This is a genomic window from Nitrosomonas sp. (assembly GCF_019752415.1).
GTDB lineage: Bacteria > Pseudomonadota > Gammaproteobacteria > Burkholderiales > Nitrosomonadaceae > Nitrosomonas.
On sequence record NZ_JAIEME010000090.1, the window covers coordinates 1 to 15,701 of the forward strand.

General features: G+C 41.9%; 14 protein-coding genes and 1 pseudogene. 12 read left to right on the forward strand and 3 right to left on the reverse strand.

Annotation, left to right across the window (positions count from 1 at the left end; genetic code table 11):
* Positions 1-189 precede the first annotated feature (189 nt).
* A complete protein-coding gene (locus K2P83_RS12725) occupies positions 190-453 on the reverse strand; it encodes a hypothetical protein (protein ID WP_292929755.1) in 264 nt (87 codons plus the stop codon).
* A 1,002-nt stretch (positions 454-1,455) separates the two neighbouring features.
* On the opposite strand from K2P83_RS12725, the pseudogene K2P83_RS12730 reads away from it, so the two are divergent.
* The 7 genes and pseudogenes from K2P83_RS12730 (at position 1,456) to K2P83_RS12760 (ending at position 8,265) form a co-directional block, all read left to right on the forward strand.
* Positions 1,456-2,571 (forward strand): annotated as a pseudogene (locus K2P83_RS12730) (ISAs1 family transposase).
* Between the two features lie 6 nt (positions 2,572-2,577).
* Positions 2,578-2,757: a hypothetical protein gene (locus K2P83_RS12735; protein WP_292929757.1), complete on the forward strand. Its 180-nt coding sequence runs from the start codon at positions 2,578-2,580 to the stop codon at positions 2,755-2,757.
* Positions 2,738-3,004, forward strand: a complete 267-nt coding sequence (locus K2P83_RS12740) for a hypothetical protein (RefSeq protein ID WP_292929759.1) — start codon at positions 2,738-2,740, stop codon at positions 3,002-3,004. Before K2P83_RS12735 ends, K2P83_RS12740 begins: the two co-directional genes overlap by 20 nt.
* Positions 3,005-3,344: 340 nt before the next feature.
* Complete coding sequence (locus tag K2P83_RS12745; protein ID WP_292929781.1) at positions 3,345-3,653, forward strand: zinc ribbon domain-containing protein; 309 nt, start codon at positions 3,345-3,347, stop codon at positions 3,651-3,653.
* Between the two features lie 140 nt (positions 3,654-3,793).
* Entirely contained in the window at positions 3,794-5,581 is a 1,788-nt protein-coding gene (gene aspS / locus K2P83_RS12750; RefSeq protein ID WP_292929761.1) for an aspartate--tRNA ligase, read from the forward strand.
* A gap of 12 nt (positions 5,582-5,593) precedes the next feature.
* On the forward strand, positions 5,594-6,055 hold the full coding sequence (gene nudB, locus K2P83_RS12755; RefSeq protein WP_292929763.1) for a dihydroneopterin triphosphate diphosphatase: 462 nt from the start codon (positions 5,594-5,596) through the stop codon (positions 6,053-6,055).
* 1,043 nt (positions 6,056-7,098) lie between these two features.
* On the forward strand, positions 7,099-8,265 hold the full coding sequence (locus tag K2P83_RS12760) for a glycoside hydrolase (RefSeq protein ID WP_292929765.1): 1,167 nt from the start codon (positions 7,099-7,101) through the stop codon (positions 8,263-8,265).
* A 103-nt stretch (positions 8,266-8,368) separates the two neighbouring features.
* Here K2P83_RS12760 and K2P83_RS12765 read toward each other — a convergent pair whose 3' ends face one another.
* Together K2P83_RS12765 and K2P83_RS12770 are read right to left on the reverse strand one after the other, a co-directional pair.
* Positions 8,369-10,072: an alginate export family protein gene (locus K2P83_RS12765; protein WP_292929767.1), complete on the reverse strand. Its 1,704-nt coding sequence runs from the start codon at positions 10,070-10,072 to the stop codon at positions 8,369-8,371.
* 367 nt (positions 10,073-10,439) lie between these two features.
* Positions 10,440-11,300 (reverse strand): radical SAM protein, encoded by an 861-nt coding sequence (locus tag K2P83_RS12770; protein WP_292929769.1) that lies wholly within the window; start codon positions 11,298-11,300, stop codon positions 10,440-10,442.
* A gap of 45 nt (positions 11,301-11,345) precedes the next feature.
* Between K2P83_RS12770 and queD the strand changes: the two genes are divergently transcribed.
* The 5 genes from queD to K2P83_RS12795 form a co-directional block, all read left to right on the forward strand.
* Positions 11,346-11,795, forward strand: coding sequence for a 6-carboxytetrahydropterin synthase QueD (gene queD, locus K2P83_RS12775; RefSeq protein ID WP_292929771.1), 450 nt, complete (start codon positions 11,346-11,348; stop codon positions 11,793-11,795).
* 22 nt (positions 11,796-11,817) lie between these two features.
* On the forward strand, positions 11,818-12,591 hold the full coding sequence (locus K2P83_RS12780) for a TatD family hydrolase (RefSeq protein ID WP_292929773.1): 774 nt from the start codon (positions 11,818-11,820) through the stop codon (positions 12,589-12,591).
* On the forward strand, positions 12,584-13,240 hold the full coding sequence (locus K2P83_RS12785) for an ankyrin repeat domain-containing protein (protein WP_292929775.1): 657 nt from the start codon (positions 12,584-12,586) through the stop codon (positions 13,238-13,240). Before K2P83_RS12780 ends, K2P83_RS12785 begins: the two co-directional genes overlap by 8 nt.
* A gap of 374 nt (positions 13,241-13,614) precedes the next feature.
* The gene (locus K2P83_RS12790) at positions 13,615-15,087 is read left to right on the forward strand and encodes a TolC family protein (RefSeq protein WP_292929777.1); all 1,473 of its coding nucleotides are present in this window, start codon (positions 13,615-13,617) and stop codon (positions 15,085-15,087) included.
* A gap of 44 nt (positions 15,088-15,131) precedes the next feature.
* Positions 15,132-15,701 (forward strand): DUF4347 domain-containing protein (locus K2P83_RS12795; protein WP_292929779.1); only part of this gene is annotated, 570 nt, incomplete at its 3' end.

The following is a 15,701-nucleotide window of genomic DNA, read 5'->3' on the forward strand; positions in this document are numbered from 1 at the left end:
GCTCATAACCCGAAGGTCGTAGGTTCAAATCCTGCCCCCGCAACCCATAATAACAAGCACTTAGTGACTAAAAATCCTAAGTGCTTTTTTATTTTCTGGGAAAATGTCACCAATATGTCACCGGGATAAATCGACATTTAACAATAATAAACCCGCCTCATGGACGGGTTTATGTTATAAAAATTTAAATTAATCTACTTTATTTTTTATTTCTGTAGATTTATCTTTAATTAAATCTTTTCCTTCTTCAGCACGATTTCCAATTTTTCTTTTCGCGCATTCTGCATCAGTGCCAGTACAAGTTGCCTCATCTACACGGTCCACAGCTTTATTCGCATCGCGTTTTATGTCATTTTTAGTTGCTTCGCTTTTTTCAGGTAGTGTTTCTGTTGCATGTGCAGTCGAAAAAAACAAGCCTAATGTCAGTATCATTAATAAATTAGTTAATTTCATTTTAATATATTCCTTATTTAAAATTATTTAGAGATTCTCAAAGTTACGCTGCTAATAATGCCCATTATTCCTAAACTGTTCTGTACGCTATAGAACATTGCTTATACCCCTCGGAATGAGAGAGCTAATAAGCTAGGCTACAAGAAGGAGGAATTTGCTAATTATTTATAATCAAATTGGATCTGAAAAAAAACCAATGCGTTCGTGAGAGAGGGGAAGAGAAAACGCACTGGGAAGGTTTAGATCTACATCCTTGACGAATCCGGCTATGCTCAGAATGCACTTCGTCATGCGGTCTTCACATCTGGAGTTATCAGCTGTGAGATAAGATTTTATTTATATTTTGGGATAAGTTCTGTGCGGTTGCTAACATAAGAACCATGACAGACCCGTCGATACAAAAACACGGGCATGGTAGTTTTTAAACTGCGAGCTATTTGGTGGTCAATATACGATTACCTTAAATATCCAGAATCTGAAAAACGCTAAGTGAGCAGCCAAGACTTTTAGCTTTGGCTTCAGCCTCTCCTTCGGGGAAGTACATGCCGATTGATTTGTTTTTTTGCGCCTAATTCGCATGATTTCAGAAGCTTGAGAGCGTAACCTTTAGGTAGTTTGTTTTCCATTTCTAATATACTTAATGTTGTGAATAATCAATTATGTAGGTGATATGCTGCGGTTGAGGTTGTTATGAATATAATCCCCTTAAGCGTTAAAAAATAATAGCTTATTCATCATTCTACTGCGTTGTCTTCACTTAATAATTGATCTAGTGCCGCAATTCGTGACTTATGCTCTTTACTGTTAATACGCATCTCAAAAAGAGGCGGTAACTCGAAACTACCTTCAATTTCGAAATACCGATTCGGGATAATTTTAGTTAAAGTTCGTTCGTTAACAATGCACTCAACCTCATAAGGTTGTATTGCCAGGGCAATCGGGCTAAAAGAGGCTTGAAAACAGAAACAAGATGAGGTATTAGGTTTATCATTTTGATTTCAAATGATAGAGAAACCGATAGCGTCAATTATCCATCACTTTTCAAGCATTGAAGATCCGAGAGTAGACAGGCAAAAGAAACACCAGTTACAGGATATATTTTTTATCGCCTCATGCGCTGTTATCTGTGGGGCGGACAATTGGGTGGCTATTGAAGAATTTGGCAAAGCCAAGATAGACTGGTTCACTAAATTGCTTGGTTTGCAGCATGGGATACCCGCGCATGATACCTTTGGAGATGTTTTTGCAGCGATAGATAATGAACAGTTTGACGAGTGTTTTTCCAACTGGGTGTCTGACTTAGCCAGTCTGACTGAAGGAGAAGTCATTGCAATCGATGGCAAATGCCTAAGGCGTAGCATTGATAAGGCTTCAAGAAAGGCAGCTATCCATATGGTCAGTGCATGAGCGCAGCACAATAACCTGGTCTTGGGTCAGGTTAAAGTGGACAATAAATCCAATGAAATTACGGCCATTCCCAAGCTGTTATCGCGACTGAATATTGCAGGAAGTGTGGTTACAGTTGATGCCATGGGTTGCCAGAAAAGAATCGCTCAGCAGATTATTCAACAAGGTGGCGATTATGTCTTGAGCCAGAAGGGCAACCAGGGTAACTTACATGAAGATGTTGCCACGTATTTTACCTCGCAGTTATCGCCTGAAGCCGCCATGGTGACTGTTGATGGGGGTCATGGACGCATTGAAACACGTACTATTTGTGTGACAGATGAGATCGCATGGTTAAAAGAACGTCATGCTTGGGCAGGACTACAAAGTATCATTGCGGTTACAGCAACAAGAGAATCAGAAAATAGAATCACCGGGGAAACGCGTTATTTCATCAGTAGTCTGAGTGCCAATAATCCGGCTAAACTGGAACATGCTGTTCGCGCTCATTGGGCTATCGAGAACAATTTACATTGGGTGCTTGATATTGCTTTTGATGAAGATGGCAACCGGACACGCAAAGGCCATAGCGCAGCCAATCTTGCCACTATCAGACATATTGCTTTAAACCTGATAAATAAAGAAAAGATATCAAAAATCGGTGTAAAAATAAAACGATTAAAGGCCGGTTGGGATAATGATTATTTACTCCGCATTATTGGAGTAATTTAAGCCCGATTGCCCTGGGGAGTTGGTAATGATATTCTCAATGACGGAGCCGGTAACGATACGCTCAATGGCGGTGCGGGAAACGATACCCTTGATGGTGGCATCGGTACGAATACGTTAACTGGTGGAACGGGTAACGATGTCTTTAAGTTTACTACCCTCGGTCACATTGACACGAACCGACTATAACGTAGCCAATGACACCATCCAGCTTGAGAATGCGGTATTTACGGCATTAACGACGACCGGTACTTTAGCGGCTGGCCAATTCAGGATCGGTACACAGGCATTGGATGCCAATGATTTCATCATCTATAACAATACGACCGGTGCGTTGTTATACGATGCAAATGGCAACGGTGCTGGCGCTGCGGTACAAATTGCTACGATTGGCGTTGGGTTGGCCATGACCAATGCGGAGTTTGTGATTATTTAAATCAGTGTGGCAAACCATGTGGAAATTGTAACCAAACAACCAGGCAGAAAACAGCATGAGTAAACGGGAGAAACAGGGGTATCTTCCTTTATGCTGTAGAAACGAACGAGATTAAAATATATAGATCCTTATTTAACAGTGCTGTGGCGAGTATTTCCAAGTCTTGTGAAACAGTCTGAGGAATGAACTAAAGAATTGATGATTAAAGAGCGAGTAATCGCTCTGATTATCATATCTGAGTCTATGGGCATATAAACCCGGAATGCCATAGATGCATATCAAATATAGATGGTTAAGGTATAATACCGAGTTTCTCATTATTGGATTGTTGGAAGCCTCTATGCCTATTTATGAATATCTTTGCAATTCATGCGGTGCCGAGAAAGAACATTTGCAGAAGATTAGCGATGCGCCTATTGCGGCTTGCCCAGTTTGCGGCAGTAGTAACTATACAAAACTAATATCCGCTGCAGGATTTCAATTGAAAGGCAGTGGCTGGTATGTCACTGACTTTAAGAATAACAAAACAAAGCAGACGGACACTAAGGTAGCCGCAAAAGATAGTGCGCAACCAACAGCAACGCCTGCCGCCACAGATATCGCCGCAAATAAAGATAGCAGTCCGGCTCCTACTGCAGCTGTTGATTAGATGATTAGGAAATATCGCAATGAGTTGCTTGCTATGCAACGAGTGATGCCAATGTAACATTTTTTGCCGCAAAAATATCGATATCCTGCGACATAATAACAAAGAATCGTAATCTCACCTTCAGACTAATAAACAGAATTATGCGTACAAATTACTGTGGCGCCATTAATGCCGAATATCTTGATAAAACAGTGACACTTTTTGGTTGGGTCCATCGACGCAGAGATCATGGCGGTGTGATATTCATCGATCTGCGTGATCGTGAGGGTCTGGTACAGATCGTTTGCGATCCTGATAATGTGGAAACATTCCATAAAGCAGAAAAAATACGTAATGAGTTTGTACTGAAAATCACGGGTAAGGTAAGAAGACGCCCTGAAGGAACGGTCAATACATCCTTATTCAGCGGTGAGATTGAGATTCTGATCGCAGCGATAGAGGTGTTGAATAGCTCGCTGACACCACCTTTTCTGATGGATGATGACAATATTAGTGAAGTCGTCCGATTGGAGCATCGTTATCTGGATTTACGCCGTCCGGTGATGCAATCTAATCTTCGCTTGCGCCATAAAGTAGCGATGGCAGTGCGGGTGTTTTTGGATCAGCATGGATTTCTGGATATTGAAACACCGATGTTGACCAAGTCCACACCGGAAGGCGCGAGAGACTATTTGGTTCCGTCACGGGTTAATGCCGGTCATTTTTTTGCATTACCGCAATCGCCGCAGTTGTTCAAGCAACTCCTGATGGTATCGGGATTTGATCGCTATTATCAGATCACACGTTGTTTCCGCGATGAAGATTTGCGCGCTGACCGGCAGCCGGAGTTTACGCAAATCGATATAGAAACATCCTTCCTGTCAGCCGATGAGATTATGTCTTTGATGGAAGAAATGATACGTGACCTGTTTAAGACCTTAAATAATGTCGATTTACCCAATCCATTCCCGCGGTTGACTTATGCAGACGCGATGTTCAAATATGGTTCGGATAAGCCGGATTTACGTGTCCCATTAGAATTTACCGAATTAACCGACATCATGAAAGATGTTCCTTTCAAGGTGTTTCGTGAAGCGGCGGAGAAGCCAGATGGTCGCGTTGCTGCATTGTGTGTGCCGAGAGGCGGAGAGTTGTCGCGCAAGGAAATTGATGACTATACCAGTTTTGTAGCAATCTATGGCGCGAAAGGCTTGGCTTACATTAAAGTCAATAATCTGACCGATGGCGTTGAAGGGTTGCAATCGCCGATTCTGAAATTTCTGCCGGAAGAAACCATTAAAACGATTCTTACGCGCACAAATGCAAAGAATGGCGATTTGATATTCTTCGGCGCGGATAAAACTAAAGTCGTTAATGAATCTTTAGGCGCATTACGTATCAAAATTGGTCATCAGCATGGTCACGCCAGTTCTGGTTGGAAACCGTTATGGGTTGTTGATTTTCCAATGTTTGAACGCGATGAAGATGAAAATCGCTGGCAAGCGCTGCATCATCCCTTCACGTCACCTGTCGATGGGCATGAGAATTTATTGGAAACAGATCCCGGAAAAGCAATCTCAAAAGCTTATGATATGGTTCTAAACGGTTCTGAAATTGGTGGTGGGTCGGTACGGATTCATCGTCAGGATGTTCAGTCCAAGGTGTTCCGTGCTTTGAATATTTCAGCAGAGGAAGCGCAAGAAAAATTCGGTTTCCTGTTAGAGGCATTGCAGTATGGGGCTCCACCACATGGAGGCATTGCATTCGGTTTGGATCGCATTTTAACTATGATGACCGGTTCAGAATCAATCCGTGATGTAATTGCATTCCCGAAAACACAACGTGCACAATGCCTGTTAACACATGCGCCCAGCACTGTGGATGAAAAGCAGTTAAAAGAACTAAACATTCGCCTGCGGCAAACTGAAACAAAGCCAGTGAGTGGATAGTTAATTGCTTTAATGTATAAAATTCCGGTATCTGTTCTGGTTGTTATTCACACTATTGATCTCCAGGTTCTACTATTGGAGCGAACGGATCATCCGAATTACTGGCAATCAGTTACAGGGAGCCAGGATCCTGGCGAAACATTGTATCAGACTGCAATGCGTGAGGTTCTTGAAGAGACTGGTATAAATGCAGCCGACTACTCTTTAACAGATTGGCAGGTTGAGAATCAATATGAGATTTACGAAGAATGGCGATGGCGCTATGCACCAGATGTCAAAATTAATACCGAACATGTATTCGGTTTGTGTTTGCCCGGTATAACGCCGGTAAAGATTGCAGCCAGGGAACATTTGAACTACATTTGGTTGCCTTGGCAACAGGCGGCTATGCAAGTATTCTCAAGCAGTAATGCTTGGGCTATCCTTAACTTGCCTGTGTTATGCACTAATTGTCTAACCAATAATAATCCCTAACCCACTCCGCTCTCATCGGTAAATTGATCGATTGAACACCGATAGAAGAAGCAATCGCAGCACTATGTACCTGTTCAGATGCCATAGGACGTCCGGCCTATACGGGAATGCTGCTATTCAAAATGCTATTAACAGGAATCTGGTATGGCGGCCTCAGCGATGAAGCGGTAGAGGATATAGCTAGTTGACCCTGAAATATCTGTAAGCGATTGATATTAGTTATAAGTGCACTGATTCTCAGTAATCATAACGACCGGAAATTTTAGAATATTCATGTGCTTTCTGGTCGAAATGGTGATTAAAAATGCTAAGACATAGTAGTACGATTCATCAACCGAATTTGTTTGGAACACATTTGTTACTCTAGCTTGATCCCAATGACCCATCGCTGAAGCTTGCAGCAACGATACCCTGGCAAGAATCTGAGGAATCATTTTCCATCCATTACACCCAACGACAGATGCGCCGAGTAAGCCGATCCGGTTGATGGTTGGGTGATTGATACTGAAGTTTGATACTTTTTCAGGATCGAGTAGCTAACTCGAATCTGCACGACATGCGCCTATGCCTGATGCAAGGCTCCCTTTCTACAATGCTTATCTTTCAAGAAAATAATAATCTTCGGTCTTTCTTTCACACACGCACCAGCTGCACGGAAAACTGAATGCAATTGTAATAATTTTTTCCCTTCCTGCCGGTTTTCGCAAAGTAACAATTTGTCACAGTCGCAACGTAATTTCCCATACCTAGAATGTGAAGTCGCTATGAATATAGGTAAGTAAGCACGTAATTTGCTAACTCTATATAGGCAATATTTAATATAACACCTTAATTACAAATGTAGTTAACGAATTAATAAGTAATAAATTCTATAAGTGGGGTCTTTATCTTTCTTCTCTCGGTTTTGAAATTCTTGAAGTAAGTAATACTAAGAAGTAGAAGTGTCTTTTTTCTAACGAGAATAGATTCATTCTGTAACAGCTAAGGATCACTTTTAACTGAAATTGAAGGAGTTATTTTCAATATTTAAAGGAGTTTTTTGCATGAGAATTATTTCCCACACGGAACACAAGAATAGCACCAGTTTCTCCATGATAGTGAGACAAATGCATAGCATATTAGTCGCAATATTATTCATCTTAAGCATGATTTGGATTTCCTTCGGAACAGCGCATGCCGTTGTTGTTGGAACACCTGGATCAATCAAATGGCATCCAGGCCATTACTATGCAATTATGAGTTCGGGTAAAAATAAACCGGATTATCTGCAGCAAGTATATAGCGAAATGAAGGCTACGCCAGCTCTGCGCGGAATGCAAGTGCGTTATAGTTGGGCGGAGCTAGAGAAATCCTTTGGTGTATATGATTTCACATCCATTGAGCAGAGGCTTTCTGAACTTACCGCGCAAAATAAACGGCTTATAATTCTATTAGAACTAAAATCATGGGGTACTGATACGGATTTAGTGCCGAACTACGTGACAAATGATCCAATCTACGAACAAGGCGTATTCGCTTTTAGTAAGGATGGCGGCTCCGCAATTACAGGGAGCAACATCAAGCTGTGGAATTCCAAGGTGCGTGCTCGTCTGGCTGCGCTAATTAGCGCACTAGGAAAGCGCTTTAATTCGCATGAGTACTTTGAAGGTATCGGATTGACAGAGACCTCTCTAGGGTACCCGATAATACCGCTAACCAGCATTCAGAAGGATACTTATTACAGCAACCTGCTTATATTAAACAAAAAGATGCGCGAATTCTTTCCCAATACGATGACATACCAGTTCACGAACCACCCGCGTTCGCTTCTAACAACACTAGTAGACGATCTCAAAGGAATGGGATCGGCACTGGGTTGCCCGGATGTTTTCACTGAAGATCCGGGGTTAAACTATCCAGGGACTAAATGGTCTCCTCCAGGTCTCTATACATACTATCCTAAAAATTCTGGTCTGATGCCCCTGACCGTTAAAGTGGAGCCAGCGAATTATCGGAATACACGGTGGGATAATAAAGGTCATCAGCCAACCGTCTCGGAGCTGCTCAATTTTGCTCGGGATAATCTGAAGGTCAACTACATTTTCTGGGTAAGGGACCTTGATTATTATGAAAAAGTGCTGGAAATGTTGAGATTGAGACAACAAAACAGCAATCTATCCGGTGGATTGAATTCGACCTGCCCCGCAAACTATACTACTTGCATCGATTAATATTGAATTGCGCTAATTAACAATAGGTAAACCCCCGGCTCTGCCGGGGGTAATTTAACTTACTGTCCTGAAAGGAGGGAGCACTATAATATCCAAATAAAACTTAGAAACGAATATTGTACTGAACATAGAAAAGATCGGCCGAAATTCCTGGCCGTTGTTTCTCCAGATAATTGCCGCTAAACAGTTTTGAGTAACCAACCAATACATCTTGATGGCGGCTTACATGGAAGTTTGCACGAAAATCGATCTCATCGCCGACATGACTGCCTGATTGACCCGTTGGATCTCTCATTGTGGCTAGGCCAGCAGCGTTATATAAATAATCGGTGTTATTTGCCAGATAGAATCTATGGTACTGGGAAATAAATGTAACCCATGGCATTGGATGCAGTGTGAATTGCGCATTGATGTCATGTATGTTTTGACGGCCTACACGATCCAGGAAACCCATGTAGTAGTGACCGAAAGGAAAGAGCTGATTAAATGTGTTACTTCTGCCATCATTGGATTTACTATCGCCGGATGCGAAATCATAGCGTATCCAGGCTTGTGGATTCATCGGCAAGGGTAAACGGTAACCCACGCCGCTCGCAACTGCAAAGGCGGAAACATCCAAATTGGACCGTTGACCAAACTGATACATACCTTCCAATTCGTATAATAAATTGTCAAAATTTCCAACAAGTCGACCACCTAGGGTATGAAGGTTTGAGTTTCCTTGCAGAATATTTCCTGTTAACACATTGGCTGAACTAAGGTTTCTATTGTTATCCAGGCTGAGGAAATAGAGATCAATTAAATGGCCGGGTTTCGGTTTGTTGGTAGCCCACAGGCCATAAAAATTCTGTTGCGTATCCCAGTTATCAACATTGCCTTTTTCGATAACCATCGGGCGCATCCAGAAGGCATCAACGTCCCATGTCGGCGTGCGCCAGAAGGCTTTAACACCCTGGAATGATCTACGTGTGTTGACCCAGTCGAGCGTAGAAATCAATCTTTGTGAACCGTACAGCATTTCTTGACGGCCGACACGCACATAAACGGGACCATTATTAACGCTGGCAATTTTTATATCGGTAAACAGATTGAGTATGTCGGCATGATTTCTATCCGTTACGAGCGGGGGCAGTTCGGAACCGAAAGCACGCGCATCAATACCTTCCGCAAATAACCGTACTTTGTCTTTGTACCATAAGTCCGCATGGAATCGTGTGCGTAACATATGGAAGTCATTATTTGTACCAGCTGCGTTTAAACGGCTATCTGTCTCATGCGTATACCGGTACCAGAAATTACCACCAAAAGAAAGCAGCCAGTCGTTGCCGAGATCCATCCTTTTGACTGGATCAAAGAAATCTTTTTCATGCCCTGCGGTATCCAGATAACGAAAATCAATGTCGTATGCGGGAGTAGTTAATAGTGCAAATGGCGCATAAGGCGCAACCGGTGGTTTCTCACGTTTGTTGCCGGTAATCAGATCCCACAGTGAGTAATAACCCGGTCCGGTTGGCGGCAGCAGAAATGAGCCGGGACGCGATGCGGCGGTGACTGGCGGTACTTTTGACCTGTCATAGTCTCCACTGGGTGCACTTGTTCCAGCTGGAGTAGCTGCGGTGGTTGCTGCTGCCGGTGGATTTGTATTTGCCGGAGCCTGCGTTTGTGCCTGCACCTGAAAGGCCAAACACATCATACCTAAACAGCATAAACTAACTGTAAGTAGCCATTTCTGCCAGCTTTTTACCCAATGCACTTTTAATTCAGCGAAAGGCTTTGCTGAAAAAGGAAAAATGCTTGATGAATTCATTACGGAACTCCTGTTGTATGAACGTTAACATTTTGATTTGAGAGTCATTCTGTATGAGAGAAAAGTTTCAGCTTATTTTCTCTTAGTAAGACCCTTTTTATGGTATGGCATTGTTTTCTTAAATAATCTAGGCCAGCATTATAAGCGATAACAATTTAGCTTAAACCTCATATTTGCTATCTTCGTCAGTATTTATTCTGATGAAAATCTAGTTCTTTAATGTGTTATAGCCAAATGCAATAAATATCAGTTATATAAATGATCGATATTGATCAATATCAAGAAAACATACTGTGTTGTAAAATAGTGACAGAGAAATTTTAATTGCTGATTGCGGGGAATGTGAACAACAATTTGACTGAAATGCTTATGGGTTAAGTCTGACAGTCAGGCCAAGTGCTTTAATTTTCTCTCCATAGGCAATTAACCATGACTCAGTCACTTGGGATAGTTGAGGTGCTTCAGGTTGTAAAGATGGCCGCGCGATTCCATACAATAAGATGCCTTTGAGGGGTAATCCTTCATCTTTTAGACTCGAGATAAACTTAAGATAAGCATTAGTTTCCTGTTCGCTGGGTGGTTTTCCATTGATTTGGAACACGCAGGTTTGTAGCCAAGTGGGGCAAAGCGGAGTGACAATTTGCAGGTGACGGTGAATTTTCTTTAAACTAATGCTTGTATTATTGATACGCTGCCTTTCTTCAGCGAGTGCGCGATCAAACTTAAACCAAACCTCCCCATTGAGCTGAGCCATCCGTTTCAATCCAGCTTGTATCGGCTGCCGATTAATTAAACTGCCATTGGTGATTAACACAAGCTTTATAGCTTTTAGCGCATTAAAATCCTTCAGGATACTGCCGATCAGTTCAATGACTTGTTCAAATTCTTGCGCACTGGTAGGTTCACCATTGCCTGATATGGCAATATCGTGAATTTTTCTGACTTCCGGCGGCACATGTTTTTGCATGAAATCACCATCCACTAATTCATGCAAAAAAGATCGTAATTCTCTTTCTAATTTATTTAAGTCAATCCGCGGTGCTGAACCCCGTTTAAGATCCGGCACCTGACAATATACGCAGCGCCAGTTACATGCATTATTGGGATTTAGATTAATACCGATTGAAACACCGCCCGCACGTCGTGATATCACTGGATAAACATAAGTAAGCCCAGCGCTATCGCGACTGTGGTCAGTCGTATTCAATCGTTTAGAATCGGATTGCAATGTTACAATTCCACATATCTATTTCGCACTATTAAAATTGTACGTATGTTAATCACACGCAAGCTGGAATTTGATGCGGGCCATCGCATTTCGACGCACAACAGCCAGTGCCGTCATTTGCATGGTCATCGCTATATGATCGAAATCACCCTATCGGGCAACATTATCGCCGACGAAGGCGTTGCTGAGCAAGGCATGGTCATGGATTTCTCAGAAGTGAAGCGGATTGCCAAATCGGTGCTAGTTGATCAATGGGATCATGCATTTCTGGTTTATTCCGGTGACACGGTGGTATTGCAATTTTTACAATCACTCGAAGGTCACAAAACAGTTGTGCTGAATGTTCAACCAACGGCAGAAAATCTGGCTTTGATTGCTTTTGATATTTTAGATGAAGCTTACCAGGATAGCTACGGTAATCATCTTAGATTAGAGCAAGTGCGATTGTTTGAAACACCAAACTGTTGGGCTGATGCATTGCGTGGGACACACTAACTTCTTGAAGATCTCCTAATATATGTTCATTGATTCGCATTGTCATCTCGATTTTCCTGATCTTGCAGCAAATCTCGATGAATTGTTGCGCAAAATGCAGGAGAACCAAGTAACACACGCACTGTGCGTGAGTGTTAATTTGCCGCATTTCCCGCGCGTGCGGGCATTAGCCGAAGCGCACGAAAACTTGTTTGCCTCCGTTGGCGTGCACCCGGATTATGAAGATCAGATAGAACCGGAAGCTGAAGAATTAGCGGATCTCGCCAATCATCCCAAGGTCATTGCCATTGGTGAGACCGGTTTGGATTACTTTCGTTTGACTGGAGATTTGGAATGGCAGCGAGAACGCTTCCGCCAGCACATCCGCGCAGCACGAAAAGCGAAGAAACCCTTGATCGTTCATACGCGCTCAGCCGCTGCGGATACGCTACGGATTATGCAAGAAGAGGGGGCTGATGAAGTGGGCGGTGTGATGCATTGCTTTACTGAGAGTTGGGAAGTGGCACAACAAGCAATTGCAATGAATTTTTATATTTCATTCTCGGGGATCGTGACATTTAAAAATGCCGTCGCATTAAAGGAAGTCGCTAAGAAAATCCAATTAGATAGAATGCTAATTGAGACAGACTCGCCCTATCTTGCGCCGGTTCCTTTTCGTGGCAAGCAGAACCAACCTGCATTTGTGCGCCATGTAGCAGAAGAAATAGCACAATTACGATCCATGACAGTAGATGAAATTGCGGTTGCAACTACGGATAATTTTTTTAACTTATTTAAAGTGAACAGAAATGGATAACCTGCCTGCTAATTCGCGATTCTTAGCTGTTTTAATTGCAGCAATTGTTTTCTTCTTACCGATAAACAGTATTGCTGGTGTGCAAGATGATTTTTTCTGGGCTGTCGACAAAGATAATTTATCTCAAGCATCGGAATTAATTAAAAAAGGCGCTAACCCTGATGTTCTGAATGCAGAAGGGTACACGCCGCTCATGGTTGCTGCAAAGACCGGCAATCTGAAATTGGCACAGTTCCTGATTGATGCCGGTGCGAAACTCAATATACGCAACAGACTGGGTGAAACAGCCATTATGTTGGCCAGCTATCAAGGTCAAACTGAAATGGTGAAGCAGTTCTATATCAAAGGAGCGGAGATTAATCACAGTGGATGGAATCCTTTACTTTATGCTGCTTCAGGCGGACATGTGGATACGATTCGGTTACTTTTGAATGCGGAAGCCAATATTAACGCGACTTCAGATAATGGAACTACTGCATTGATGATGGCGGTGAGAGGGAATCATTTGGATGCCACTGCTCTATTACTTAACAGGGGTGCTGATCCAGCGATTAAAAATGAACATGGTGACAATGCTCTGGTTTGGGCAGAAAAACACAATCATCAAGAGGTTGCTGATTTTATAAGAAATTTTATTAAATTGAAATAATGCTTAGTGCAGTAAGAATGGATTATTTTGGTGGTACTTTGTAGTTGATTTGTAATTAAATGTGGCCGGTTTCTTCTTTATTTCAAAACAATAGTCGTCAATCGACTACTTTCGTTCTCTGTTTTCTTCAATAAATCGTTGTAATCATTTTTGTTCGAATGCAATAACTTCTTTCCGAAAGGTATGCAGTTGGAACTCATCAAATTTCACAAGCAGAGTGTAAAAATTATATAGGAAAAATGGAAGTACTAGTCAAAGTACTTCCTATTCTGCAAATGGTGTTTGCTTTTATTATTGTAAATTGCTTAATTATCTTGGCAGGATTGTAAGTCGCGATTAATCCAGAAAAATTTTTTCCGTTTTCAAAGACATGAATGTATTCCTATAGGCGCATATTTTTTATCGTATTTATTTTACTGATTATCTCTGGTTGTGCAGTTCAGCCGAGAGTGGTTACGGATGAGGAAAATAATGCTCGGATTACTCAAGATCTTAGGGCAATAGAGCAAGATCATGATGCAATTAATGGTCCGATTTCTTTAGAAGAAGCAACCGCCAGAGCGCTAAAAAATAACTTGGAATTACAAATCGAGTTAACCCAAAAAACCCTGGCTCAGAAGCAATTAAATCTGAAAAGCTATGACATGCTGCCAAAACTTGTCATTGATCTGAATTATTCCTCACGGAGTAATTATAGCGGCGCAAGTAGTCGATCTCTGATTACCGGAAGAAGAACTTTAGAGTCATCTACATCTTCTGAAAAAGATGTGTTTGCTTCAATGCTCGGGGTTACCTGGAATATCCTCGATTTTGGTGTGTCCTATTATCGTGCGCAGCAAGCAGCTGATAACGTACTGATTCAAGAAGAACAAAAGCGTGGTGCGATCAATCGAATTGTGCAAGAAGTTCGTTCCGCATATTGGCGTGCTGTTAGTTATCAGCGACTCATTTCGCGCATGCAAAGCTTAAAAGCTGAAATTAAAGAATCGCTTGATCAGATTGATCAAATGGATGTGGAACAGTTGAATAATCCTAAGATCAATTTTACTTATAAACGTGATCTGTTGGGTATCGAGCGGGAAATAGGTTTCTTGCAAAGAAATTTATCGGTCGCAAAATCGCAATTGGCTGCACTGATGAATATCAGGCCAGGTATGGATTTTACTTTGGTGGCGCCAGAACGAGGCGAATTTATCAGTAGGCTCAATCTCGAATTGGAGGAAATGGAGCAAATTGCCTTGGAGAGCCGACCCGAATTGCGGGAGTTATTTTATAAAAAACGCGCTAATGCAAAAGAAACGCGCGCTGCTATTTTGCAGATGCTTCCGGGCATTGAATTAGGTGCTCGCTATAACTACAACTCGAATAATTTTCTTTTTAATGGAGATTGGTTGAGTTTAGGATCACAACTGTCTTGGAATTTGATCAGCATTATTTCCATGCCGGCAAAATTAGATGAACTGGATACTAAAGAAAAATTATTAGACGCCGAACGCCTAGCTATGAGTATGGCGGTATTGGCGCAAGTTCACGTCAGTTTGGCACAATTTGGTAATCTTAATGAAGAATATCGGTCTGCCTATAATTTTTATTTGATGCAAAAGAAAATTATAGAACATTCACGTATAGAAGCTCAGTTAGGCAAGATTAGTCGACATGTATTGATTCGAGAAGAACTGAATACATTATTAGCTGAAGCACGCACCGACAGTATTTATTCGGAGCTTGAGAATGCCTATGCAGGAATTTATGTTTCATTGGGCCTGGATCCGATCCCAGGCGATCTTGATAAAAAAGATTTATCTGTGCTTACTGAAAAATTGACTGATCATTGGCAAAAACGTTGATTTTTTTTAAAAAAGCATTCTTCTATAAATTGATTTTCACAATCATGGCTAAATTAGAGAAGCAGAGCAATTCTAAAATTAACAGTGGAATCGGTGCAAAAAATTCATTAGGCGTACTATGGCAGCTCGAACCGAGAATGATGTTTGACGGTGCCGCTATTAGCACAGCTTCAGAAGTTATCGACACATCACTGTTGACCCAGTCCGAATCTGGCATCACAAGAAATAACACGCAAGAAATTTTCTTTGGCAAAACCAATGGTCAATTAATTGATATTAATTTATCCAAGCAAACGGATAGCAGGAATCAGTCGTTTCAGAATAATAGTTTAGAAGGATGGTTGGCCAATTATGCGGTTCCCAATGGACCGATCAATGAAATTGTATTTGTCGATACCAGTGTCGTGGATTATGAAACAATCTTGGCTGGAATCGATAGAAATGTTCAAGTTGTTTTATTGGATCATCATCGGGATGGTGTAGAGCAAATTGCATCCTATCTGTCGCAGCATCGATCAATGGATGCGATCCACGTGATTTCACACGGCACGTCAGGCGAGTTACAGCTGGGCACCGGCGCGCTCAATCTAAACACGATGTCCGGGCAGTATGCT